The sequence below is a fragment of the Sphingobacterium wenxiniae genome (genome assembly GCF_900116225.1).
Classification (GTDB): Bacteria; Bacteroidota; Bacteroidia; order Sphingobacteriales; family Sphingobacteriaceae; genus Sphingobacterium; species Sphingobacterium wenxiniae.
Window position 1 is genome coordinate 20,372 of record NZ_FOZZ01000018.1, and the last position, 24,820, is coordinate 45,191.

20 protein-coding genes are annotated in these 24,820 nt (G+C 41.0%); 12 read left to right on the plus strand and 8 right to left on the minus strand.

Annotated features, from left to right (window positions below):
- Window positions 1-5: 5 nt before the first annotated feature.
- Window positions 6-2,363: a translocation and assembly module lipoprotein TamL gene (gene tamL, locus BM375_RS16485; protein WP_093367659.1), complete on the plus strand. Its 2,358-nt coding sequence runs from the start codon at window positions 6-8 to the stop codon at window positions 2,361-2,363.
- Between the two features lie 79 nt (window positions 2,364-2,442).
- Complete coding sequence (locus BM375_RS16490) at window positions 2,443-3,645, plus strand: purple acid phosphatase family protein (RefSeq protein ID WP_093367660.1); 1,203 nt, start codon at window positions 2,443-2,445, stop codon at window positions 3,643-3,645.
- Between the two features lie 36 nt (window positions 3,646-3,681).
- Here BM375_RS16490 and BM375_RS16495 read toward each other — a convergent pair whose 3' ends face one another.
- On the minus strand, window positions 3,682-4,215 hold the full coding sequence (locus BM375_RS16495) for a hypothetical protein (RefSeq protein WP_244525938.1): 534 nt from the start codon (window positions 4,213-4,215) through the stop codon (window positions 3,682-3,684).
- A gap of 101 nt (window positions 4,216-4,316) precedes the next feature.
- Between BM375_RS16495 and BM375_RS16500 the strand changes: the two genes are divergently transcribed.
- Window positions 4,317-4,577 (plus strand): hypothetical protein, encoded by a 261-nt coding sequence (locus BM375_RS16500; RefSeq protein WP_093367661.1) that lies wholly within the window; start codon window positions 4,317-4,319, stop codon window positions 4,575-4,577.
- A gap of 96 nt (window positions 4,578-4,673) precedes the next feature.
- Here the strand turns inward: BM375_RS16500 and BM375_RS16505 are convergent, their stop codons facing one another.
- From BM375_RS16505 to BM375_RS16525, 4 genes are all read right to left on the minus strand, one after another.
- The gene (locus tag BM375_RS16505) at window positions 4,674-5,087 is read right to left on the minus strand and encodes a hypothetical protein (RefSeq protein WP_093367662.1); all 414 of its coding nucleotides are present in this window, start codon (window positions 5,085-5,087) and stop codon (window positions 4,674-4,676) included.
- Window positions 5,088-5,304: 217 nt separating this feature from the next.
- Window positions 5,305-5,568: a four helix bundle protein gene (locus BM375_RS17675; RefSeq protein WP_093367664.1), complete on the minus strand. Its 264-nt coding sequence runs from the start codon at window positions 5,566-5,568 to the stop codon at window positions 5,305-5,307.
- Between the two features lie 125 nt (window positions 5,569-5,693).
- A complete protein-coding gene (locus tag BM375_RS16515; RefSeq protein ID WP_093367665.1) occupies window positions 5,694-7,337 on the minus strand; it encodes a M28 family metallopeptidase in 1,644 nt (547 codons plus the stop codon).
- 960 nt (window positions 7,338-8,297) lie between these two features.
- Window positions 8,298-8,906: a SprT-like domain-containing protein gene (locus BM375_RS16525; protein ID WP_093367668.1), complete on the minus strand. Its 609-nt coding sequence runs from the start codon at window positions 8,904-8,906 to the stop codon at window positions 8,298-8,300.
- A gap of 194 nt (window positions 8,907-9,100) precedes the next feature.
- Between BM375_RS16525 and porD the strand changes: the two genes are divergently transcribed.
- A complete protein-coding gene (gene porD, locus BM375_RS16530) occupies window positions 9,101-9,991 on the plus strand; it encodes a type IX secretion system protein PorD (protein WP_093367670.1) in 891 nt (296 codons plus the stop codon).
- Between the two features lie 116 nt (window positions 9,992-10,107).
- Complete coding sequence (gene recN, locus BM375_RS16535) at window positions 10,108-11,775, plus strand: DNA repair protein RecN (protein WP_093367671.1); 1,668 nt, start codon at window positions 10,108-10,110, stop codon at window positions 11,773-11,775.
- 50 nt (window positions 11,776-11,825) lie between these two features.
- Here the strand turns inward: recN and BM375_RS16540 are convergent, their stop codons facing one another.
- Both BM375_RS16540 and BM375_RS16545 read right to left on the minus strand, forming a co-directional pair.
- Entirely contained in the window at window positions 11,826-12,245 is a 420-nt protein-coding gene (locus BM375_RS16540) for a hypothetical protein (RefSeq protein WP_093367672.1), read from the minus strand.
- A 146-nt stretch (window positions 12,246-12,391) separates the two neighbouring features.
- The gene (locus BM375_RS16545) at window positions 12,392-14,911 is read right to left on the minus strand and encodes an ATP-dependent Clp protease ATP-binding subunit (protein WP_093367673.1); all 2,520 of its coding nucleotides are present in this window, start codon (window positions 14,909-14,911) and stop codon (window positions 12,392-12,394) included.
- Between the two features lie 584 nt (window positions 14,912-15,495).
- On the opposite strand from BM375_RS16545, the gene ettA reads away from it, so the two are divergent.
- From ettA to ccoS, 7 genes are all read left to right on the plus strand, one after another.
- Window positions 15,496-17,178 carry an energy-dependent translational throttle protein EttA gene (gene ettA / locus BM375_RS16550; protein ID WP_093367674.1) on the plus strand — a complete coding sequence of 561 codons (1,683 nt, stop codon included), beginning with the start codon at window positions 15,496-15,498 and terminating at the stop codon, window positions 17,176-17,178.
- A gap of 3 nt (window positions 17,179-17,181) precedes the next feature.
- On the plus strand, window positions 17,182-18,372 hold the full coding sequence (locus BM375_RS16555; protein WP_093367675.1) for a PAS domain-containing sensor histidine kinase: 1,191 nt from the start codon (window positions 17,182-17,184) through the stop codon (window positions 18,370-18,372).
- A gap of 77 nt (window positions 18,373-18,449) precedes the next feature.
- Window positions 18,450-19,508 (plus strand): response regulator, encoded by a 1,059-nt coding sequence (locus tag BM375_RS16560; RefSeq protein WP_093367676.1) that lies wholly within the window; start codon window positions 18,450-18,452, stop codon window positions 19,506-19,508.
- Window positions 19,509-19,813: 305 nt separating this feature from the next.
- On the plus strand, window positions 19,814-20,254 hold the full coding sequence (locus BM375_RS16565) for a Rossmann-fold NAD(P)-binding domain-containing protein (RefSeq protein WP_093367678.1): 441 nt from the start codon (window positions 19,814-19,816) through the stop codon (window positions 20,252-20,254).
- Window positions 20,247-21,602, plus strand: coding sequence for an oxygen-independent coproporphyrinogen III oxidase (hemN, locus tag BM375_RS16570; RefSeq protein ID WP_093367679.1), 1,356 nt, complete (start codon window positions 20,247-20,249; stop codon window positions 21,600-21,602). The genes BM375_RS16565 and hemN overlap by 8 nt, the downstream gene beginning before the upstream one ends.
- Before the next feature lie 121 nt (window positions 21,603-21,723).
- Window positions 21,724-24,123 carry a heavy metal translocating P-type ATPase gene (locus BM375_RS16575; RefSeq protein ID WP_093367681.1) on the plus strand — a complete coding sequence of 800 codons (2,400 nt, stop codon included), beginning with the start codon at window positions 21,724-21,726 and terminating at the stop codon, window positions 24,121-24,123.
- 58 nt (window positions 24,124-24,181) lie between these two features.
- Window positions 24,182-24,376 (plus strand): cbb3-type cytochrome oxidase assembly protein CcoS, encoded by a 195-nt coding sequence (gene ccoS / locus BM375_RS16580; RefSeq protein ID WP_093367682.1) that lies wholly within the window; start codon window positions 24,182-24,184, stop codon window positions 24,374-24,376.
- 209 nt (window positions 24,377-24,585) lie between these two features.
- On the opposite strand, the gene BM375_RS17265 is transcribed toward ccoS, so the two are convergent.
- The coding region (locus BM375_RS17265; RefSeq protein ID WP_170852697.1) for a hypothetical protein at window positions 24,586-24,820 on the minus strand (235 nt) is incomplete at its 5' end.

Sequence of the window (24,820 nt, forward strand, 5' to 3'; positions counted from 1 at the left end):
GCTTAATGATTAAAAAATATAGTTTTTTTGCTTTTGCAAGTATAACGCTTTTATGTCTATTTTTTGCATCCTGTCGTTCTGCAAAATACTTAGAAGAAGGGCAAGCCTTGGTCGTGGATGTAGACATGGAAGGTGTGCCTCCCCGCTTGCAGGAGCAAGCCCATGCCTATGTTTCCAATGAACTAAAACCGAATTCTCGCCTGAACTTGACAATCTACAATATGTTCAATACAAAGAACGGAGCATATAAGAAATTGGGACTTCGTAATGTAGGTGAACCTCCAAATATTCTGGATTCTTCATTTGTGGATTTTTCTGCCCGGCAGATAAATGGCTATCTATTGACGAGAGGTTATTTCCATGCATCAGTTACACCAGAGGTAGAGATTCGAAATAAAAAAGCGAAAATAGTATTTCGGGCAGATACGGGGGCATTCTATACGTTGGGGGATATTTCTTACATCATAACTGATTCGGCCATCGCTAACATATATCAACGGGATGTACGCCCCATATCCAAGGTAAAGTCAGGAAAACAATTTAATAGTGCTGATTTATTAGAAGAGCGGGAAGATGTTTATTTGGCGCTAAAAGAGCATGGTTACTATGATTATCTTCGTCAATATATGCGTGTGGGTGTAGATACGAATGCGTATATGAATCAGGCAGATTTGCATTTTGAAGTACTGAACCCTAACGAATCCTCCAACCACACAGTTTATGAAATTGACAGTGTCCATGTTCTGGTACAGAAGCCAGAACAATATACCGGCAAGCGAAATCCTAAACGATATGTGGATAGTTTGCTGGGAATTTCGTTTGAAGATGAAACTGGACGATTTCGCTTGAAACCCTTAGCAAGATACATGTATGTACGGTCAGGAAATAAATACAATATTCGGGAAGAAAATAACTCCTATGATAGATTGTATGAGATGAATGGCTTTCGAAATGTTAAGATTAACTATGAAAAGGTCGACTCCAATAAGTTGGACGTTTATTATACGCTGATTCCGCGACCTGTTATGGCGAACCAATTGGAAGGTGAGTTTGCTTTTAGCTCTGGGATGAGCGGTTTCAATGTGGGAAATACATTTTCACACCGGAATGTCTTTGGCGGGGCAGAACATTTGGAGGTCAAATTGCGGTATGGCGTCTTATTTGATCCTCGGTTGCCGGGAAACTTACAGAATAAGATATTCAACACTGATTTTCAGTTTGGTGTAAATCTGATCTTCCCCCGACTTATGTTGCCCTTTGGACATCCTGGAAGCAGTGGGAAATATGGTTTGCCCCGGACGACTCTTTCCTCCAACCTGCAACTTTTTCAGCAGGATGGTACTTATGCCAATCGATATTTTACCAATTCTATCAATTACTTATGGTATACGTCGGAAAATACACAACATAGTTTAACACCAATTTCGTTGGAGTACAGAGTGGGGAGGTTAAATGCAGCTTTTGCACAAGAACTGGAAGAAGAAGGCTATTTGCTCTATGTACGAAGTAATAACCGGGAATATTTTGGTTTAGGAGCGCAATATGCTTTTACCTACAATGCCAGAAAGCTACTGCGTTTGGAAGGTTTTAATTATTTCCGTGGCAGTGTGGACATGAGCGGAAATGTACTGGGCTTGGCAAGCGGACTTTTTAACCTTCAGAAAAACACAGATGGGCAGCGTTTGGTGTTTGGAGTACCTTATTTGCAATATGCTAAGGCAGAGTTGGATTACCGTTGGTATAAATATCTTGGCGGAAACCGGCAATTTGTTTTCCGTTTTAATAGTGGTGTGGCTGTTCCTTATGGCAATAATTCCAGCTTGTTGATCTTTGAGAAGAGTTTCTTTAGTGGGGGGATGAATGGCATTCGAGCGTGGCAAGCACGAACGTTGGGCCCAGGAAGTTACAATAGAGAAGTTTTGCCAAATGAAAATTTGCGACGGAACCTGAGAAACCTGGATCAGTTAGGAGAATTCAAATTAGAAACGAATGCAGAATATAGATTCCGTTTGCTGAATCGCTTTCTGGGAGCCAAGCTCAATGGAGCAACTTTTCTGGATGCGGGAAATATCTGGCGCTTGCAAAAAAATGAATTGAACCCAGGAGGAGAGTTTCAAGCCGATAAATTTCTTGCCCAGATTGCGATAGGCACAGGTTTTGGATTGCGGATGGATATGGATTATTTTGTACTCCGCCTAGATGCAGGATTGAAAGTCAAAGACCCGCAGTTTTCGGGTTCCGATCAGTGGGTAATTAAGGAACTCTTTAATTCTCGTGAATTCAAACGTATGTATAACGCAACGCATAGACCGGATCGTTACAGCTTTTTTCAATATAATTTTAGCGTAGGGTTGCCTTTTTAGCAAAGTAATCCTTTCTGTTATGACAGTAACAATCATAAGATTTAATAATTACTTTATCTAACTTTTGCAAATTTAAAACATGAACAAAAGAAGAGATTTTCTAAAACAAGTATCCTTACTATCCTTTGGGATGCTTGCCACGACTACTACCACTTCACTGTGGGCTAAGGAAGTGGAAATAAATGCACGTCAGGAAGGCTTTACTGTACCTCCTTATCTACAAAATCTTATACCGACTTCTGTATCTGTGATGTTTATTACGTCAACAGAAGCCTATAGCTGGATCGAATATCAGGGAGATAGTGGAGAAATTCAAAAGGCATACATGGAAGAGGATGGCTTGTATGATGCATACATCAAACTAAATAAGGTGTCTATTTCTGATTTGAAGCCCGGGCAGACCTATCGCTATAGAGCATGCTCCAAACCGATTACGTTATTCGAACCGTATAAATTAGAATATGGTCCACAAGTAAAGACGGAATGGTTTTCTTTTACCACGCCAAACCCTCAAGCCAAAGAAGTTTCCTGTGTAGTGTTGAATGATATACACGATAGCCCTGAAGCCTATGGTAAGTTATTGGAGTTAGTGAAGGACAGGTCTTACGAATTTGTTGCTTTGAATGGAGATACATTCGATTATCAGACAGATGAGCAACAGATTGTCAATCACTTGTTGTTGCCTTGTACCGATTTGTTTGCCAGCCGGAAACCTTTCTTGATGATTCGTGGGAATCACGAAACGAGAGGTAAATTCCGTAGGGAGTTTAAAAACTATTTTGCCCTGCCTGATAACAAGTTCCATTTTAGCTTTAAGCAAGGCCCGGTATATTGGGTTGTATTAGATACCGGCGAGGACAAACCTGATGATCACCCTGTGTATGCCGGTATTGTTGATTTTGATGCCGTGCGTGAGCGCCAAGCCAAATGGTTGGCTGAAGTCGTGAAAACGAAAGACTACCGAGATGCTAAATATCGCGTGGTGATTATGCATATTCCGCCTTATCATAGCGGAGAGTGGCATGGTCCGATGCATTGTCAAAAACTATTTGCGCCTATTTTTGCTGAAAACAAAGTGGACTTGGTGGTTTCAGGGCATACACACCGTTACGGTGTTCACGTACCTGATAACGACCATAATTATCCGGTTGTTATTGGCGGAGGTTCAAAAGAAGGTAGCCGTACGGTTATCCATATCGCAGCCAACGAACAACAGTTGCACTTGGATATGATACGGGATGATGGGGAGAAAGTAGGAGAGTATACCGTAAAAGCGAAGTAATACAAGAGAGGTTATCCAAAGATAGCCTCTCTCTTATTAAAACACACCCTTTATTCCCAGGAAAACACTCTCCAATAATTGGGAAATATCCAGCCCCTTGCTAAAATGGAAGTATAGAAAGACGATAGCAAGGATAATAAACACACTGATAAAGCGCTTAAAAGCATAGGCTATCAAGAGAATAAGAACAGGGATGATCAATAAAAGCCAAGCCTGTATTTTTATGGGTTTAAGCGCATTGTCGGATTTGTGTATATAATAGAATCGGGCTACTGTTTGTGCCTGGTTTGTATGTTTGAACATGGCAAATGTAGATGATTCGACAGGTTGTTTAAGGACAGCTATACCATCATGAAAAGCCAGCTCTTGTTTAAATCCATTTAGGCTGAACTGAAATGTTCCATTGATATGTTCCAGTGGTTGATCGGCACTATCCACGGCAATGATGGCTAACTTGCCATTTTGCGTAAGGTTTTCCTTCACCACAAAATTTTGGATAAGTTGAGTTTGCCCCACCACATAGATATGGGTGAAAAGTAGGAAAAATAAAATGTTTATTGCTTTTATCACGGTTATATTATCGAATTCGTTTCTACAAAATTAATGTATTTACTTTTGAATTTTTACTTTTCTTCATTACATTTGTTGGCAATAAAAGAATTATAGAAGATATGGAAAATACAGTGTCTCAAAGACCGGCTAAAAAGACGGATAACAATGCAAACCGTACATCATATTATGTAACGCTTACTGTGGCTATCGTGATTGGTTTAGTAGGAGTTTTTATTCGCTTTGTTCCTGATGTATTACCTGCATTGGATCAGATGACTACTCTTTTCTCTGCAGTAGCAAATATTCTTATAATCGTTGCCTCGGTAATTGCTTTTAAAGTTGTATTTGATATTTTAGGTTTTGGAAAAAACCGAGATTAAACAGATTTGCTTTTCATTTTTTTTTTAAGTTTAAATAAATAATTAGTTACTCCAAAAAGAAGCCTCAAGATTTTTTCTTGAGGCTTTTTTGTTGTTTTAGTTTATCAATGACCAAGTTGACCAAGGAAGTCTGGATAAGACCAAAATCAGACCGATCGTGTACATAATGAACACTGTCCTGTTGGCAGCATAACTCTCGGTTGCTCTTTTTGCTTTCGAATATCCGATGGTAATCAGTACAATCCCAATAAGCATCGTAAGCGGGTGCTCAATTAATTTCAACCGCATATCTGGATTTTTCATTACGCCTGAAGAAAACATCGTATGGTATTTTAATGAGAAATAATAAATAATCCCGATGACCATTTGAAGATGGGCAGCGATTAGACCTAATAAAGCAATTTTGCGGTTGTACGGATTTGCCTTGAAGTAATTGACCGCTGTGATCACAATTGAAATAACTAAAGCTACTAATAAGATAACTGCTAAAGTAGAGTGTAAATGTTTCATTCCTGTTAACATATTTATTTGTTTTTATTTTTATTTTGTTTGTTCGAGTAACTGATGAATTGAGTAATTGTTTTATTGACTCTTATTCATTCTTGAGTTTGTTTTTCAAATTGTTTCCATGCTTAAGCTGATACTTATAAAGTGCGTTGAGCTTGTTGATAATGCTATCCATTTTTGTACGAAAACTGTCATATACATTTTCTTGAATATAGCCTAATTATTTGGCAAGGTTCAGGTGACTAATACTTTCTAAGGCACTTGAATAAGCGATATTTGTATAATGTGCTCGATCATTATTGCTTGCCCTTCCTGAGCCCTCAGCAATATTGGCTGCAATACTGCTAATAGAACGTTTTATTTGTGTCGTTAATTCATAACGTTCCTCGAAGGGCCAGGATTTCACTATTTCGCGAATAGTCACATTAAGAAACAGAGACTCCTTATAGACCTCTAACTTCTCAAATGAATAAATATAATACATAATTTACTATTTAATGAGATAGTCAGTTCTCCACTTCGTCAATTCCCTCTTAATTTCTACCTACAATTAACCAACTCACCACTTCAACAATTAACCACTTAATCAATTAAACGTATATTACCCAATCAATTCGTACGTTTAAATTCCGATTTTGCCTTAAAATTAGGAAATGTTTTTTCCATACTCATCGTGTAGCCAATATCAAAGAACAGCTGTACATCTGCAATAATACCATCAAAATTCCAGTTTTCATCGACTTCATCACTTGGAGCATGGTAGCGACCGCTCAAAGCTTCACGACGTTTGTTGATAACCGTTGTATCCGTTTCCAGAAGCTCGTTGCCACTTCCCATGAACAACCCCGGTACACCGACTTTAACAAAGTTAAAATGATCCGAACGATAGAAACCTCCCGATGAAGGGTTGCCTTCTCCCTTGATGACACGGCCGAACTTAGCTGCCGAACGTTCCACATAATCTTCGATTTCGGTTTGTCCTATACCAACTATGGAAACATCCCGCGTTGGTCCCAGTGCACTAAAAGCATCCATGTTCAGATTAGCCACCGTTTTCTTGAGTGGAAATATCGGGTGCCGCGCATAATAATCGGAGCCAAGCAAACCTTCTTCTTCCGAAGTAACAGCTAAAAATACAATAGAGCGTTCAGGCTTCGCTTTTGCCGCTTGAAATGCCTTTGCAATTTCGAAAAGAGCCGCTACACCAGTTGCATTATCAATCGCTCCGTTATAAATTGAATCACCATTGACAGGCTCTCCTATACCTAGATGATCCCAATGAGCTGTGTAGATAATAACCTCATCCGGACGTTTGCTTCCTTCCAGTTTAGCAATCACGTTGTTGGAAGTTGATTTTCTGAATGTATTTTTTAAAGCGAGTGATGTTGTTATATTTAATGGTGTTGCTTTAAAGCCTGTTTTTTTGGCTTGTTCCATGATATCGGAAGGAGTACCTGCCAATTGGAATAGTTTCGTCGCTGTTTCATGGTTTATCCAGCCTTGGAATGCCGTGGAAGAAGCACCGTTATCCTCCGTAACAAGATCCAGCTGAGGACCAGACCAGCCCGAACGAACAACATTCCAGCCATAGCTTGCTGCTGCAGTTTCGTGAATAAGTAATACACCGGTAGCCCCTTGTCGTGCCGCTTCTTCATATTTGTACGTCCAGCGACCGTAATACGTCATCGTATCTGCCTTGAACAAGGTTTTGTCATAGTGTCCCGGATCGCTGACCATGGCCACGACAGTCTTTCCTTTGACATCTACCCCTTTATAATCGTTCCAATCATATTCCGGGGCAACAATGCCGAATCCTACGAATACCAATTCGGAATCGTCGACTTGAATATCTTCCTGTAACCTTTTACTACCGATCACAAAATCATCCAGATGCTTTGCCATTACAGTTCCGTTTTTGCCAGTAAATGTTAATGTGGAGCTGACCGGTTGGGAGCTGATCTCTACTAAAGGGACTTCCTGAAAATAAGAGTTTCCATTTCCGGGCTTTAGGTTTAAGGCTTTGAATTGTTCGGCTATATAGTTGACCGTAAGGGTGTCACCTTTGGTAAACGGCTTTCTGCCCATAAATTCATCAGCGGATAGTTGTTCTACATAAGTCCTGTACGAATCAACGGAAATAGTAGCCAAGGCCGTGGAATCCAACCCATTAGCGTCAAAGTCAGTTGCCTCGTTATGCTGACAAGCCACCAAGGCCACGGCCAAAAGCCCTGTTAAAAATAAACTCTTCTTCATATAATCGTGGTTACGGGTATAAAAGTACCAAATATATTACCATTATTGTGTCAAAATGAATATTTGCTCTCCCGTAACACCTTTGTTGATTTCTTCCCATCGCACATCCTTTCCGTCCCTCGCCGGGACACCGCTGGCGCGAGCGTGCCGCTCGTGCCTTAATCAAGTACAAATGAGGACACACGCCACAGGCGTGAGCCAGCATGAGGACTAAAAATACGCATTCTTCATGTAAGAGACTTCCGAAGTTTTCGAACGGCGAAGCCCTCAACGAAGTTAAACTTCGGAAGTCTAAAGCTTAGGAAGTATCTACCTTCTCTCTCACAAGATTGAGCCCTCGTCTGAGTCGAGACGCAGCGGGGCACGGCCAGCGGTATCTTGTGAGGATAAATAGCTTAAGTTTTCAACTTAGAAACGATGGGAGTAGCAAGTTACAAACTTGCTTTATTATCCTTCCAATTGACTGGTACAGAGCACGGGATATAGACAGATTCTTGGAAGAAAGCCGGAGGAAAGGGAGGCCATAATCCATCAAACAACGTGGTTTTGACGACATACATGTAAAGAACGCGTGTATGCAATGTAAGCATGAGCCTGCGCAAAACCTTTTTGCGCAGGCTCGGTTACATCTTGCGTATATGCAAAATGCCATTGAGCGATGTCGGTATAACTTTGCGTGTACGCAAGCTGCAATAGCGCCCTCTCCACTAATTACCGAGTGTATGCAATACGAAGTGGCATACGTGCGGTATCGTACAGCGTGTGCTCAAGATGTATATGTACAGTGGAATATTGGCCTTGCATATGCTCATTGTCTCTTTGTGTGTGCTCAATGAGCAAATGTATACACGCAATGTCTCAATGTATGTTGCCGTTTCTTACATGCATACCCTCAAAATGAAGGAGAGAGACGGAAAGATAGCTTAAACAAAATCTCCATTTTAATCTCCTAAAAAATATTTATGCAGGAAACACCTCGGCTATAGGGTGGAAAAGATAGACTCTCTGTGTGCTTAATTCCAAACATTTATAGCGTTTTCGTAGCTTTTCTCCTTTTCGGAACACTCGACCACCTTTGATAGCGAAGATACTATTCTCGGGAATGCTTTCTACTGTAGCTATGGGAGTTGGTCTTTCATCATATTTTCGAAGGGTACGATAGAGGTTAAGATCCGTGCAACTTGAAGCCGCTGGATTATCCATATATTGAACGATCGCCGTGAGAATATCGGCAGGAAATATGTTTAACTTTAAAAAAGGGGACATCAATTGTTTATAGTTTGCTTTCCATTCCGTTCCGTGAGGCTTAACCTTATTCTTATATTGCTGCCACGTTTTTAAATGTGCAAATTCGTGTATTGTGGTAATAAGAAAAGCGTATGGATTGAGGTCGTGGTTGACAGATATTTTATGGGGTTCTCCGCGGTGGGGTGCCGCATAGTCTCCCAGTTTAGTTCGACGACTTTTGGATATACGAAACTGGCAATGTGTGTCATTGATCCATGCCGATATAATAGGAGCAGCAGGCTCGGGCATATATTTGCTCAGTTGCTTCGAGAAATCTATCATCACCTGCAAACATATTGTTTTTTTGCTAAATCATAAAACGGGGAAGTCGTAGAATCGTAGAACGGCGGAATCGATGATGCGTTATCCAATTCCGCGATTACCGAATCCATCAGTTCATCAATTAAACGATTACCCAATTAAACATTTAATCATTTAATCAATTTACATTATCTTTGGTAGCTTAATCACGAGTTATGAGGAATATAGGTTTGTTATTGGTTTTTCTGTTTTTGGGCTTGACGCTACAGGCTCAGGAATTGAATGCGCGAGTGGAAATATTATCTCCACAAGTACAGAATACGAATAAAAGAGCATTGGATATCTTACAAAAAGTTATCTATGACTTCTTGAATAATAGACCATGGACCGATATGCGTATCAATGCACAGGAACGCATAGATTGTTCGTTCGTTATTACCATTCATGAGTGGGATGGATCTCGGAATTACAAAGCATCGGCACAGGTTTTTTCTTACCGTCCGGTATATGGAACAAACTATTCTACGCCTATTCTGGCTTATCATGACCGTAGTTTCAACTTTTCGTATGTGGAAGGTGAGCAGTTGGAATTCAATGAAAATGCGAACTTAAATAGCCTTTCTTCTTTATTGGCGTTCTATGCCAATGTGATTATCGGGATGGATGCCGATACGTTTAAACTCAATGGCGGGAATAAATACTTGACTTCTGCGAGAACGATTCTTAATGCCGCTCAAAGTAGCCCAGAAGAGGGATGGCGTTCGATGGAGTCCTTAGAAAACAGATACTGGCTTATCAATAATTTATTGGACAGAAGGTATCAACCGTATCGGGAATTTGCTTACCAGTATCATCTCAACGGTTTAGATAAAATGGCACAAGACGAAATTAAAGCACGTGCTACTATGCTTGGCTTGTTGGATAAACTGAAAGAAGTAGACCGTAACAGTACAGGAAACGTGTGGACGCCAATTTTGTTTTCTGCCAAATCCAGTGAATTTGTGGGTGTATTTGCAAAATTACCAGGTAATGAGAGTGTGAAAGTATTCAATACCTTGGTGGAGATCGATCCGAGCAATACAGCTAAATACGAAACATTACGGTAGATTCTTAGGTTAATCGTTTAATTGGTTAGAGTTTAATAGTTTAGAATGTCTAAACGCTAAACATCTAAGCCCTAAACTTTAAATCTCAAACTTTAAACAAAAAAACAAAATATTGCATGCTTTCGAGACTATACATAAAGAACTACGCACTTATTGAAAACCTTGATATACAATTCGATCGTGGATTAAATATCATCACAGGGGAAACAGGAGCTGGGAAGTCTATTATCATGGGTGCACTGGGATTGATTTTAGGAAATAGGGTAGAAGGAAAGCATTTTTTCAATGAGCAGCAAAAGTGTGTTATTGAGGGGTATTTTGCTATTGAAGCCTATGGTCTGCAGGATTTCTTTGCGGAGCAGGACCTGGATTATGAGGAAGAAACAATCATCCGAAGAGAAATAACACCAGACGGTAAATCACGCGCATTCGTGAATGATTCTCCCGTCACCTTGAATGTATTAAAAGCCCTCGGAGAACAGCTTATCAATATTCACTCCCAACATGCCACATTGCAAATCAACACCGAGAAATTCCAGTTTTTGGTGTTGGATAGTGTTGCGAAAAACCAAAATCTGTCGTCAGATTATAAAAATGCCTTCCGTCAATATAAAGAAATCAAAGAACAACTGACTGCGTTGCAGGAGTTGATTGTTTCCAATAATGCAGAGTTAGATTTTAATCAATTTCAGTTTGAAGAGTTGAACAAAGCTAATTTGCAAGCGGGCGAGCAGCAGCAGTTAGAAGATGAACAACAACAGCTAACGCACGCAGAAGAAATAAAACGAAACCTTTTGGGAGCTGCCTATCTGTTAGAGGAACAGGAAACAGCAGTAATTATATCGTTAAAGGGTGCGGTACAACATCTGCTGGCGGTTCAGGAATATTTACCAGCCGGAAAGGAATGGACGGAGCGATTAGAAAGCACATTCATTGAGATAAAGGATATTGCGCAAGAAATTAACCATGGTGAGCAACAAGTCTACATGGATGAAAACCGATTGCAAGAGGTAGAGGATCGCCTAAGCTTACTTTATAGCCTACAGAAGAAACACCGCGTAGATACCGTAGAGGAACTAATTGCTGTCCGCGAACAGTTGGAGCAGAAGATTTTGGCTGTAACGAATCAGGAGGAATATTTAGCAACTTTGAAGTCCGCTGTAGAGACAAGTCATAAAGTACTGGAAGATGCAGCCTCGGCACTAAGCCAGTCCCGGAAAGGTGTGGTCGATAAAGTTGGAAACTATGTGCAAGAAGTCTTAGCAAAAGTAGGGATGCCCAATGCACAACTGCAGATAAATCTGACCCAATTGCCTATAGAAGGCTTTAAGCAGAGTGGAGGCGACGAAGTGCAGTTTCTGTTTTCTGCAAATAAAGGACAAGCTTTGCAACCTATACATAAGGTGGCATCCGGCGGTGAATTGTCTCGGGTGATGCTGGCTGTAAAATCTTTGGTAGCACAGAGCTCGGCTTTACCAACGATTATTTTTGATGAGATTGATACCGGTATTTCAGGAGAAGTAGCACTTAAAGTAGGTGATATCATGCAGCAATTGGCTGGAAATATGCAGGTGTTGGCGATTACGCACTTACCTCAGATTGCCGCTAAAGGCCAAGCCCATTTTAAAGTCTATAAACAGGATGAAGGTGAAAAAACCAAAACGAATATTGGTCTATTAAGTAAAGAAGAGAAAATACAGGAGGTGGCACAGATGCTCAGCGGTGCTAATCCGGGTGAATCTGCATTGCAGCATGCCAAAGAGTTGATTGAAGAAGCGAATTAATGAATTGTTTAATCGGTTAAGCGATTAACCGATTAAACAATATTATAATACTATTGAACGAAATCAGATTCAGTTAATGAAATCTTAATAACAACTTTGCTCGGTACTGTAATGGAAATACCATCCTCATAAATCGGATCTTGTGCATATATCCTAACCGAACCTGTCGTATAATCATAAGAATAAGCTACGCCGTCAAATGTGGCAGGAATGGCCAAGTAAGTTTTTTCGTTGTCAAAACTAATGGCTATATTGACAATCCCTTGATCCACAAAATAACTTTTTAGTTCAGGTACATTTAAATCCAAGTATTTGTCTTGGGATGCATGAGTTTGCCATTGATTAGCAGTTCTTTCGTATACCATCGTGATGCTTGGTACCATGTCGTAATTGTTATATTCCTTCGTACAGCTATTCAACGTTAGCAGTGATGAAGTGCCGATTAAGCAGGCTAATAGAATTTTTTTCATGTGTATGGTTTTTAAAGTTTTTAATGTTCGTTTTTATATAAGACGTTAAAAAACGTTAATAGTTTAAAAAAACTTAACAAAAAATAAGCCAAAAAAAGGCGCTGTACGAAGAAGTACAACGCCTTTCAATGATATATGTGTTATTTTTATTCGTTTGTGATCGTTGCATCATGTTCTGCATCAACCACAATCTCTTGTTTTTCTTCATCGTAATCGATTTTCAAAACAGAGCCGTTTTTCACTTCTCCTTTTAAGATTTCTTCGGCAATCGGATCTTCGAGGTATTTCTGGATAGCGCGTTTCAACGGTCGTGCACCAAAATTACTGTCATAACCTTTTTCAGCGATAAAATCTTTTGCTTTGTCCGTCAACGCGATTTGATAACCTAATCCTTCGATACGCGAGAACAAGGCTTTCAATTCAATATCAATGATTTTGAAAATATGTTCTTTCGTCAGTGAGTTGAAGACAATTACATCATCAATACGGTTCAAGAATTCCGGTGCAAAGGCACGCTTCAAGGCTGTTTCGATAACACCACGTGAATGCGCATCAGCTTGATTTGCTTTTGCGGCAGTAGTGAATCCGACACCTTGACCAAACTCTTTAAGTTGACGAGCACCAATGTTGGATGTCATGATAATAATGGTGTTACGGAAATCTACTTTTCGTCCCAAACTATCTGTTAACTGTCCTTCATCTAGCACTTGCAACAACAAGTTGAATACATCCGGGTGTGCTTTTTCGATTTCGTCCAGAAGTACAACCGCATAAGGCTTGCGTCTGACTTTCTCGGTTAATTGACCACCTTCTTCGTAACCAACGTATCCCGGAGGCGCTCCCACAAGACGTGAGACCGCAAATTTCTCCATGTATTCACTCATGTCGATCTGAATCAACGCATCCTCAGAGTCGAACATAAAACGCGCTAACTCCTTCGCTAACTCAGTTTTACCAACACCTGTAGGGCCTAAGAATACGAAAGAACCAATTGGCTTTTTAGGATCTTTCAAGCCTGCACGAGTCCGTTGGATAGCCTTAACTAATTTTTGTACGGCATCGTCCTGTCCAATGATACGACCTTTCATTGCCTCGCCCATGTTCAACAGCTTTTGGCTGTCAGATTGGCTTACGCGTTGTACAGGAATCCCTGTCATCATGGCAACTACCTCAGCGACATTATCCTCAGATACAGTGTAGCGTTTAGATTTTGTTTCCGCTTCCCAAGCTGATTTTTCTTTCTCCAGCTCTTCAAGTAATTTTTTCTCCGTATCGCGTAGTTTAGCAGCTTCTTCATATTTCTGACTACGTACTACTTTGTTTTTCTCTACTTTGACTTCCTCAATTTTTTCTTCGATTTCGATAATCGATTGGGGAACGTGAATGTTATTCAAATGCACACGTGAACCCGCTTCATCCAATGCGTCAATCGCCTTGTCCGGAAGGAAACGATCAGTAATGTATCGTGTCGTCAGAGACACACAGGCTTCAATAGCATCTTCCGTATAGGTCACATTGTGGTGCTCCTCATATTTGTCTTTGATGCGGTTGAGGATTTCTATCGTTTCATCATGAGAGGCAGGTTCTACCACCACTTTTTGGAAGCGACGATCCAATGCGCCATCTTTTTCAATGTACTGACGGTATTCGTCCAAGGTTGTTGCACCGATACATTGGATTTCTCCACGAGCTAATGCAGGTTTGAACATATTGGAGGCGTCTAATGAACCTGAAGCGCCACCAGCACCTACGATGGTGTGTATCTCATCTATAAAGAGGATAACATCCGGTGATTTCTCTAATTCGTTCATTACAGCCTTCATACGTTCCTCGAACTGTCCACGGTATTTTGTGCCTGCTACTAATGAAGCTAAATCCAAGGTAACGACACGCTTGTTGAACAATACACGTGAAACCTTACGTTGCACGATGCGTAATGCCAGACCCTCCGCAATCGCGGATTTACCAACCCCGGGCTCTCCAATCAGAATAGGATTGTTTTTCTTACGACGGGATAAAATCTGCGAAACGCGTTCAATTTCTTTTTCGCGCCCAACGATAGGATCCAGTTTCCCTTCTTCAGCTGCTTTTGTCAAATCGCGACCAAAGTTGTCCAATACCGGTGTTTTGGACTTGATGTCTGACACTTTTTTAGGTGCTGAAAATTGTTGATCGTCCTCAGCAAAATCATCATCGCCCGTAGATGAGCCTGAAGCTTCGTCCGTAATCGTTGTTTTGTTCTGTTCGACTTCGCTCTTGAAGAAATCGTAGGTTATGCTGTATTGTTGCAGAATCTGTGAGGCGATATTCTCCTCATCGCGGAGAATGGCCAACAATAGATGTTCTGTGCCAATAATGTCGCTTTTAAAAATCTTAGCTTCCAAATATGTTATTTTCAATACCTTTTCAGCTTGTTTTGTCAGTGGCATATTGCCGATTGGCGCGCGAGACATTGATGAGCCTTTGACAGCTTCTTCCACTGATTGACGAATGGAACCCGTGTCTATGCCAACGTTTTTCAAAATCTTTATCGCCACCCCATCACCTTCACGAATCAACCCGAGTAAGAGATGTTCCGTGCCGATATAGTCATGTCGAAGGCGTAATGCTTCTTCTCGGCTGTAGGAGATAACATCCTTTACGCGTGGTGAAAATTTTGCTTCCATGTGTTTTACCTTTCCTTTTTATATTGCTTAGGATGCATAAATGTAAAAAATAATTTATAAATCCTGCTTTTGCTTGTGTAATAAATTATCAACAATTGCGCCACAGCCCTAAAACTATCAAAATGTCAGTCACAGGGAAGTAAAAGTGTTTCTGCCCTTCATGTCATTAGTGTGGATACTTCCTAAGCTTTGGGCTTCCGATTTAGACTTCCGAAGTTTCGAAAACTTCGGAAGTCTCGAACCTCATGAAGAATGCCTCCTATCCTTAGAGTTAGCGAAGCGCTGTGCCTCGCTGTGTCTCGGCTTCTGACGAGGGCTTAGACGATGGCTCTAAGGATGAAGAATTAGGGTAGTCTGAGACTACCTGATATAAAAGTCCTTAGTCCTCGACGCAATATCCCACCCCGACAGACCAAGGACAGTATGGGCATTCTCGTTGCAGCTACGCTTAAACGAGGACGAGATAAGAGCTTTTATCAAAACCCACTTATTTAGGACAAGCATCAATAACGATTAGGTTATATTTTGCATATAAAAGCGAATTTATATAAGTTTGTGGGAAAAGTAATTCTGTAAATTAGCTTATGTCCGACGAGAAAATAATTTTTTCGATGGCTGGTGTGAATAAAATTTACCCGCCTCAAAAACAAGTACTTAAAAATATATACCTTTCTTTCTTCTATGGTGCAAAAATCGGTGTCATTGGTTTAAATGGGTCAGGTAAATCCTCTTTGCTGAAAATCATTGCCGGTTTGGATAAATCTTATCAGGGCGAAGTGGTGTTCTCTCCGGGTTATTCTGTAGGTTATTTAGCACAGGAACCTGAGCTTGATCCAGAAAAAACCGTGCGTGAAATCGTGGAAGAAGGGGTAGCAGAGACAACAGCTATCTTAAAAGAATACGAGGAAATCAATGAGAAGTTTGGCCTGCCCGAGGTTTATGAAAATCCGGATGAAATGGACAAACTATTGACAAGACAAGGTGAATTGCAGGATAAAATCGATGCAACCAATGCTTGGGAATTGGACACCAAATTAGAACGCGCAATGGACGCTCTGCGTTGTCCGGAGCCTGAAGCGAAAATTGCCAACTTGTCAGGTGGAGAGCGTCGTAGGGTGGCACTTTGTCGTTTGTTGCTCCAAGAACCGGATGTTTTATTACTGGATGAACCGACCAACCACTTGGATGCAGAGTCTATCGATTGGTTAGAACAACACTTGCAACAATATAAAGGTACTGTTATTGCGGTGACCCATGACCGTTATTTCTTAGATAATGTGGCCGGTTGGATTTTGGAATTGGACAGGGGAGAAGGTATTCCTTGGAAAGGAAACTACTCATCGTGGTTAGACCAGAAAGCGAAACGCCTTTCGCAGGAGGAGAGACAGGAAACGAAAAGACAAAAAACATTGGAGCGTGAGCTGGAATGGGTTCGTATGGCACCGAAAGCCCGCCATGCCAAGTCGAAAGCCCGTTTGCATAATTATGAAAAATTGGCGTCTGAAGAAACACGTGAGCGAGAAGAGAAATTGGAACTTTTCATTCCGCCAGGACCACGTTTGGGGAACGTTGTTATTGAAGCGCACAATATTTCAAAAGCCTATGGCGATAGAATCCTTTTTGAAAATTTAAGCTTTTCTTTACCTCCTGCAGGTATCGTAGGGATTATTGGTCCCAATGGAGCAGGAAAGACTACGCTTTTCCGCTTAATTACAGGACAAGAACAACCTGATTCTGGTACATTCACTGTAGGGGAAACTGTGGTTTTGGGATATGTGGATCAAAATCATGATGATTTAGATCCCGAAAAATCCGTTTGGGAAAACATAACGGATGGACAGGATAATATCCTTTTGGGTAACCGACCTGTTAACTCTAGGGCATACGTATCTAAATTTAACTTCAACGGTGCCGACCAGCAGAAAAAAGTAGGTGTGCTTTCCGGAGGAGAAAGAAACCGTGTGCATCTGGCGATTACCTTAAAGAAATCCTCTAACGTATTGTTGTTGGATGAGCCGACGAACGATATCGACGTGAATACGTTGAGAGCTTTGGAAGAAGGTTTGGAAAACTTTGGTGGCTGTGCAGTAGTTATTTCGCACGACCGTTGGTTCTTAGACCGTATCTGTACGCATATATTGGCTTTTGAGGGCGATTCACAGGTCTATTTCTTTGAAGGAAACTATACGGAATACGAGGAGAACAGGAAAAAAAGACTGGGTGATATAGGACCTAAGCGTATCAAATACAAAAAACTAGTAAAGTAACGCATGAGTTTAGAATCGGCGAGGCTTCTGGAAGCTATTATTGATAATGCCATTGATGGTATTATCACGATTGATAATCGTGGGATTGTGGAATCTATCAATCCGGCAGCTTCCACTTTGTTTGGCTATCAGCCTGATGAAGTGATCGGGAACAATGTTTCTATGTTAATGCCTGAACCCGATAAAAGCCGACATGATGGTTATATACACAACTATAAAACAACAGGCGAGAAGAAGATTATCGGTATAGGACGAGAAGTGCTGGGGAAGAAGAAAGATGGCAGTACTTTCCCGTTCCGTTTGGCGGTGAGTGAGGTTTTCTATAAAAACAAGAATATCTTTACTGGTTTTATTCATGATCTGACGAAAGAAAAAGCTGCGGAAGACAAATTGAGGCAACACGCTTTGGAACTGGAGGATATGGTCAGCGAACGCACAAAAGACCTTATCAAATTAGTATCGGAGTTGGAGCGTGCAAAGTCAGATGTAAGTTTGTCGTTGGAGAAGGAAAAGGAGCTGAACCAAATGAAGTCGAGATTTGTGTCCATGGCTTCGCATGAATTCCGCACGCCACTTAGTTCAGTGCAATTGTCTGCGTCCTTGATTGAACGCTATGCTGAGAAACCTGATTTACAAAATGTGCTAAAACATACCAACAGGATTCGAGGTTCCGTGCAGTTGCTCAATAATATTTTGAATGATTTCCTTTCTTTGGAAAAACTGGAGGCAGGAAGAGTCGTGGTGAACAAACAAGATATCAATCTCGTGCAGCTGTCAGAGGAAATCACGGAAGAGATGCAGCTTATTTGCAAGAAAAACCAGCATATTGTCTATCAACATACAGGTGCGATAGGTACTTTCTGGTTGGATAGCCACTTAACAAAAAGCAGCATTATTAATTTAGTTTCCAATGCGATAAAGTATTCTGGAGAAGATACTTTTATCGAGTTTACAACGGAAATAAAAGATGACCAATGTATTATCTGTGTGAAAGATAACGGTATCGGTATTCCTAAAGAAGACCAGCGTAACCTGTTCGAGCCATTTTTTCGTGCGCATAACACAGGGAATATCCCAGGAACAGGGTTAGGGCTTAACATCGTGAAGCGCTATATCGAATTGATGGATGGCACGCTCGACTATCATTCTGCAATCAACGAAGGAGCAATGTTTAAAATGACGTTTCAGCAATAGTGAAGGTGATGGAAGTGATAGAGGTTATATAAAGGGATGGAGGCTATGGTGATGATAAAGGTTAATGTAAAAAGCAAATGGTAAAACGGATATTAATTATTGAAGACAATTTCGAAATTCGGGAAGGAACTGCAGAGATATTAGAGCTGACTGGGGATTATGAGGTGCTTACTGCCCCTGACGGTCGTGTTGGTGTAGAACTTGCCACGAAACACCGCCCTGATATCATCCTTTGTGACATCATGATGCCGGAACTGGACGGCTATTGCGTACTGTATATGCTTAGCAAAAATGAGCATACAGCAGATATTCCATTTATTTTCCTGACGGCGAAATCAGAACGTGCAGATATTCGGAAAGCTATGGAAATGGGTGCAGATGATTATCTAACCAAACCTTTCGATGATATCGAGCTTTTGAATGCTATCGAAAGCCGATTGCGGAAACGTGAGAAACTATCGAATCTTTTTGTGCCGAAAAGTGGTTTGCATTTGAGTGAAGAAGAACAGAATTACCTATTGCAGGATCTGGTTAAAGATGCTCGTGTTAAGGTGTTCAAGAAAAAGCAGCTGATCTATGAATCTGGTGATTCACCTATTTTTGTGTATTACATGTTGAAAGGTAAAGTGAGAAGTTTCCTGTATTATCAGGACGGAAGAGAACTGTCTACGGGCATTCATGTTAACGATCAATTCTTCGGCTACGAATCTATATTGCTGAATGAAGGATATAATGATAATGCAGCAGCTCTTGAAGATTGCGAAATTGCTTTGATTCCAAAAGAAAAATTCTTCGAATTGCTTTACAACAAACCTATTGTAGCTGGCAAATTTATTAAATTACTCTCTGGAAATGTTCGGGAAAAAGAGGAGCAAATGTTAGGATTTGCATACGACACGGTACGTAAACGCGTGGCAAATGCTTTGGTGAATGTGGCGGAGAAAAGCACCGGTACTGAAAACGCCGAAGATGTAGTTATCCGTATTTCACGAGACGATTTAGCTGCACTCGCCGGTACAGCTAATGAAACTATTAGCCGCATGCTTGCCGATTTCAAAGATGAAAAACTAATCACGAAAGAGGGGAATGCTATCCGTATATTCTCCGTGGAAAAGCTCAAAAACATCAGGTTTTAGTTTTTGCGGTTTAGCGCTTAAAGATTAAAATGAAGATGTCCGAAAAGTCAGCCATCATCGTCATTGCGAAGAACGAAGCAATCTGATGACGGTAAAAACGCAGATTGCTTCGTCATTTTTCCTCGCAATGACGCGTTTTTTTTATGATTAACAACCTTTTCGGACACCCTCATTAACTTGCGAACCAATTAACCTCTTTCTGTGACCAATATCATTTTATTATTTGATGCAATGCATCCAGCTCTCTGAGGAAGGCAATTATCTTTGTCTATTAAGGTAATAAACGTAGATAGATAATTTCCTACATGAAAGTTGTGGCGTATAATATCAAGGATTTTGAGAAGGAACTGTTGGCTGTCGCCAATGGTAAAGTGCATGATTTGACCTTGATTTCGAATCCTTTAAATCTCAATACGATTCATTACGCAGACGGAAAAGAAGCTGTCATTATCTCGGAGGATGACACGTTGGATTCCAAGACACTACGTGCACTGAAAGAACACGGGGTATCTAAAATTATTACCCGCTCACTCACTACTGACCATATAGACCTTTATGAAGCGCAATATTTATCTATGCAGATTGCTAATACACCCTATCCGGATCGTACGCCCAAAGGCATTGCAGAACAGACCGTTCGTAACCTCAACCTATGGAGTGCAGGAAAGTGTGTCGGTACGGCATGCTGTTGTTTAGATGGTTGTAGCAAAGTAGAGCAAGAAAAAGTCGGAGGAGAAAATGTCTAAAACAGAATTGGTCGCGAAATACAATGTCGCGGCACCACGTTATACAAGTTATCCCACTGTTCCTTTTTGGGAAAATGAAGCATTTGGAACGGAAGAGTGGAAAAAACGAATATACGAAACCTTTATGCAGTCAGCCGAAGAGGGGATAAGCATCTATGTGCATCTGCCCTTTTGTGAAAGCCTGTGCACTTATTGCGGTTGTAATACCCGAATTACCAAGAACCATGCTGTAGAAACGCCTTATATTGAGCGTTTGTTAAAGGAGTGGGAAATGTATAGCGTTATTCTTGGCCAGCATGATATCCGTATCCGTGAAATACATTTTGGTGGTGGAACGCCTACTTTCTTTGATCCGAGCAATCTGCAACGTTTGGTGATGGGGTTATTGGAAGGGGCTACAATAGTCGATGATGCGTCTTTTTCTTTTGAAGCACATCCGGCGAATACGCAGAAAGAGCATTTACAGGTTTTATATGATTTGGGTTTTAAGCGCCTGAGTTTAGGGATACAGGATTTTGACGAGCATGTGCAATATTTGATTAATCGCCACCAGACTGTAGAAGATGTGGAAAGGGTGATGAATGAAGCACGTGAGATCGGTTATACATCCATCAATTTTGATTTGATTTATGGGCTGCCTTTACAGACGCAGCATACAGTACGGGATACGATTGAAAAATCTTTAGCCATGTCGCCGGATCGGATTTCGTTCTACAGTTATGCGCATGTGCCTTGGATCAAACCTGGGCAGCGACGTTTTACCGAACACGACTTACCTGTAGGCGAAGAAAAACTTGCGCTATATGTATTAGGCAAGCAGATGATAGAAGCGGAAGGATATAAGGATGTGGGCATGGATCATTTTGCCAAGGAAGACGATGAGCTTTTTGTAGCATCGAAGGAAGGACGATTGCACCGGAATTTTATGGGGTATGCCGACCGTTATACGCCGCTGCTGATTGGTTTGGGGGTGTCGTCTATCAGTGACGCCTGGACTGCATTTGCCCAAAATGTAAAAACTGTAGAAAAATACTATGAATTAATTGATGCAGGAGAGCTTCCAGTTGTGAAAGGTCATCTGCTGACGGCAGAAGATGTTGTCCTCCGGCGTTATATCTTGGATATGATGTGTAAAGGAAAAGTAACCTTGCTTCGTGATTTTCAGTGGAATAATGTAATTTTAGAGCGATTGCAGGCACTGGAAAGTGACGGATTGGTGGAAATCAAAGATGAAAACATTTTGGTAACCACTATAGGGAAATCTTTTCTGCGGAATATATGTATGGCTTTTGATCAGCGTCTACAGCTATCCAAAGAACAGGAGCAGTTGTTCAGTCAGGCGATATAAAGTGTATGTTTAATCGTTGAATTGTTGAGTCGTTGAATTGTTGAATCGTTTATTCGTTTAGGTGTTTAACCAGTTCATCAATTACCCAGTTCATCAACTAATAAACAGTAAAAAAAACAAAATGTCGGAAGTTCGTGATTTGGTTAAGGGTAAAGTCTGCTACCATTGTGGGGATAAGGTAGAAGACACGCCTTATTTGTTAGATAATCGCACGTTTTGTTGTTTGGGATGTCAAACGGTGTATCAGGTGCTGAATGAAAACAACCTGCAGAGCTATTACAAGTATAATCAGCACCCCGGTAAATCTCAAAAAGAAAATACGGCAGATCTGTCCTATCTTGACGAGTCGAATATAGCCGCCAAACTAGTCGACTATAAGGATGATAAGGTATCTATCATTACCTTTTATATACCAGTCATTCATTGCAGCTCCTGTATATGGCTGCTTGAACATCTTTATAAATTGAATCCGGCTGTTGCTGTCTCTACCGTGGATTTTATGAAGAGGCAGGTCAGCATCACCTTTAAGCACAATGAACTTTCTTTGCGTGAGTTGGTCACACTTTTGGTCAATATCGGCTACGAACCAAAAATTACCATGCAGGATGTGGTGAAAGAAGGAAAAAAAATCAACCAGAAAGACCTTATCGGAAAAATTACTGTTGCAGGGTTTTGTTTCGGAAACTCCATGATGATTAGTTTCCCGGAATATTTTGGTATGGCAGAATTTGAGCGTCAATATGCACAATTTTTTGGCTATATGAACCTTGCGTTTGGTATTCCTGTGCTTTTGTATAGTGCTTCTGATTATTTTAAATCTGCTTGGCGTAGCTTAAAACAGAAACGGTTAAATCTGGATGTGCCGCTTGCTTTGGGGATTTTCGTGTTGTTCTTCCGTTCTGCTCTGGAGATTCTGACGAATAGCGGAGCAGGTTTTATGGATACACTCTGTAGTCTGGTATTCTTTATCTTGATTGGAAAATGGGTACAGCAGCGTACATATTACCATATTTCTTTTGAACGTGATTATAGGTCTTATTTTCCTGTGGCGGTTACAGTTTTGGAAGAGGGCGGTGAAAGACCGATACAGATTGCCGATCTGCAGGTCGGTCAACGCATTTTGGTGCGCAACAATGAAATCATACCCGCTGACGCTATTTTGCTTAAAGGTGATGCATCGGTAGACTTTAGCTTTGTGACTGGTGAGTCGGTGGCTATCGAAAAGACACTTGGCGAAATTATCTATGCCGGAGGCCGACAGATTGGAGGAGCGATAGAATTGGAAGTCGTGAAGCCGGTTTCACAAAGCTATTTGACCAAGTTATGGAATAACGAGAGCTTTAAGACTCAGGAGAAAAAATTCGATACATTTATCGATTTTATAAGTAAATATTTCACATTGGGGTTGATTGCCATTGCTGGGGTTGCTTGTGTTTTTTGGTTGGTTGGAGGAGATGCTAACAAAGCTTGGGGAGCATTTACCGCGGTATTGATTATCGCTTGTCCTTGTGCCTTGGCTTTGAGTTCACCATTTACACTATCAGCTGCGCTTAGTATCTTTGACCGAAACAAGTTCTATATTAAAAATACAGGAGCGATTGAACAGCTTTCTGCTATAGATTGTGTGGTATTTGATAAGACGGGTACGATCTCGTCCCCGAAATCTTCGACTATGTTTTTTGAAGGAGAGCTGACAGAAACAGAATGGTCTTTGCTCTCTTCCGTATGTCGAAACTCTAATCATCCACTGAGTAGGGAAATTGTAAAATGGTTAGGGCCTTGCACCGTTGTGCCACTTGACGCTTTTAGTGAGATTACAGGGAAAGGTATGGAGGCCATTTCCGGGCGAGTGGAGATAAAAGTTGGGTCTGCGTCCTTTTTGGGGGTAAAATCTGTGAATGAAGAAGGTTCGATGGTCTACGTCATGGTCGATGGTGAAGTGAAAGGTTACTTCACCTTGGAACAAGCTTGGCGTAAAGATCTTTCACTGGTAGTAGATCGGTTGAAAGCGAATGATTATGAATTACACCTTATTTCAGGCGATAATGCACGCAGATCGGATGCGTTGAAGCTTATTTTTCCAGCGAGTGCTCAGCTGCTCTTTAACCAGAGCCCTTCGGATAAATTACAACAGATTGACGCATGGCAAGATCAAGGAAAGCAAGTTTGTATGCTTGGCGACGGTCTGAACGATGCCGGGGCATTGCGAAAAGCTGACTTAGGGATTGCCGTGTCTGATGATATTAACAACTTTTCGCCGGGGTGTGATGCCATTTTGGATGGAGACTCCTTTGCGAAGTTGCCTTCCTTTTTCGCATTTGCCAAAGATGCTGTGAAAGTGATACACATGAGTTTTGCAATTTCGTTAACCTATAATGTTGTCGGATTGACCTTTGCGGTACAAGGCACGATGTCGCCATTGTTTGCAGCTATTCTGATGCCGCTTAGTACGGTGACGATTATCTCTTTCACCAGTCTGACGACCCGGTGGTTTGCAAGGCGTCGGAAATTAATAGGATAATTGTTCGTATATTTACCTGTATTTTTGAAAGCAATACTTTATACGTAATACGCAAAAAATGAGTATCATATTTTTCTTAATAGGTTGTAGTGTTTTTATCGCGTTGATATTCCTTGGCGCATTTTTCTGGGCGAATAGGACTGGGCAGAATGAAGACATGTATACCCCTTCGGTACGTATTCTGTTTGAAGATGAGGTTGTAGAGGATGAAAAAGTTTTGGAAGAAGGGGTGAGGAAAACGGACAAAAAATAAATGCTTTATTTCTAGTAAAGCATCTCTTTTTTGTTTCGTTCATTTATTTAAAGAAGGTGTTAGCTTCTTCTTGATTTTTTGGACTGGTTGTCCATTTTGTCTGCATTTTGTTCTACAAAGCCCCAATTGGTCATGTAGTACATGTAAGGGTTCTTTTCTAATGTAATTGTTTTCATTTTCTCTTTTTTTATCATATAATTCCTTTCTTTTTACGCAGTAATACAATCAAATAGCGTGCCGAAAATAGTGGATGTCAGTTCCTTTTGGTATTCTTCGATATTTCTTCGACTGATGTTCGAGATTTGTTCGGCATTTCTTCGAGAGCTGTTCGGGACATCTTCGGGACATGTTCGGGACATCTTCGGGAGTTGTTCGGGAACTGTTCGGCTGTTCTTCGACTGCGAGTCGAAGAACAGTCGAAGGATAGCCGAAGCGCAGCCGAAG

Coding starts and splice junctions, on each gene's coding strand:
- tamL (WP_093367659.1), top strand. CDS start 6: ATGATTAAAAAATATAGTTTTTTTGCTTTTGCAAGTATAACGCTTTTA.
- BM375_RS16490 (WP_093367660.1), top strand. CDS start 2,443: ATGAACAAAAGAAGAGATTTTCTAAAACAAGTATCCTTACTATCCTTT.
- BM375_RS16500 (WP_093367661.1), top strand. CDS start 4,317: ATGGAAAATACAGTGTCTCAAAGACCGGCTAAAAAGACGGATAACAAT.
- BM375_RS16505 (WP_093367662.1), bottom strand. CDS start 5,087: ATGAAACATTTACACTCTACTTTAGCAGTTATCTTATTAGTAGCTTTA.
- BM375_RS17675 (WP_093367664.1), bottom strand. CDS start 5,568: ATGTATTATATTTATTCATTTGAGAAGTTAGAGGTCTATAAGGAGTCT.
- BM375_RS16515 (WP_093367665.1), bottom strand. CDS start 7,337: ATGAAGAAGAGTTTATTTTTAACAGGGCTTTTGGCCGTGGCCTTGGTG.
- BM375_RS16525 (WP_093367668.1), bottom strand. CDS start 8,906: ATGATAGATTTCTCGAAGCAACTGAGCAAATATATGCCCGAGCCTGCT.
- porD (WP_093367670.1), top strand. CDS start 9,101: ATGAGGAATATAGGTTTGTTATTGGTTTTTCTGTTTTTGGGCTTGACG.
- recN (WP_093367671.1), top strand. CDS start 10,108: ATGCTTTCGAGACTATACATAAAGAACTACGCACTTATTGAAAACCTT.
- BM375_RS16540 (WP_093367672.1), bottom strand. CDS start 12,245: ATGAAAAAAATTCTATTAGCCTGCTTAATCGGCACTTCATCACTGCTA.
- BM375_RS16545 (WP_093367673.1), bottom strand. CDS start 14,911: ATGGAAGCAAAATTTTCACCACGCGTAAAGGATGTTATCTCCTACAGC.
- ettA (WP_093367674.1), top strand. CDS start 15,496: ATGTCCGACGAGAAAATAATTTTTTCGATGGCTGGTGTGAATAAAATT.
- BM375_RS16555 (WP_093367675.1), top strand. CDS start 17,182: ATGAGTTTAGAATCGGCGAGGCTTCTGGAAGCTATTATTGATAATGCC.
- BM375_RS16560 (WP_093367676.1), top strand. CDS start 18,450: ATGGTAAAACGGATATTAATTATTGAAGACAATTTCGAAATTCGGGAA.
- BM375_RS16565 (WP_093367678.1), top strand. CDS start 19,814: ATGAAAGTTGTGGCGTATAATATCAAGGATTTTGAGAAGGAACTGTTG.
- hemN (WP_093367679.1), top strand. CDS start 20,247: ATGTCTAAAACAGAATTGGTCGCGAAATACAATGTCGCGGCACCACGT.
- BM375_RS16575 (WP_093367681.1), top strand. CDS start 21,724: ATGTCGGAAGTTCGTGATTTGGTTAAGGGTAAAGTCTGCTACCATTGT.
- ccoS (WP_093367682.1), top strand. CDS start 24,182: ATGAGTATCATATTTTTCTTAATAGGTTGTAGTGTTTTTATCGCGTTG.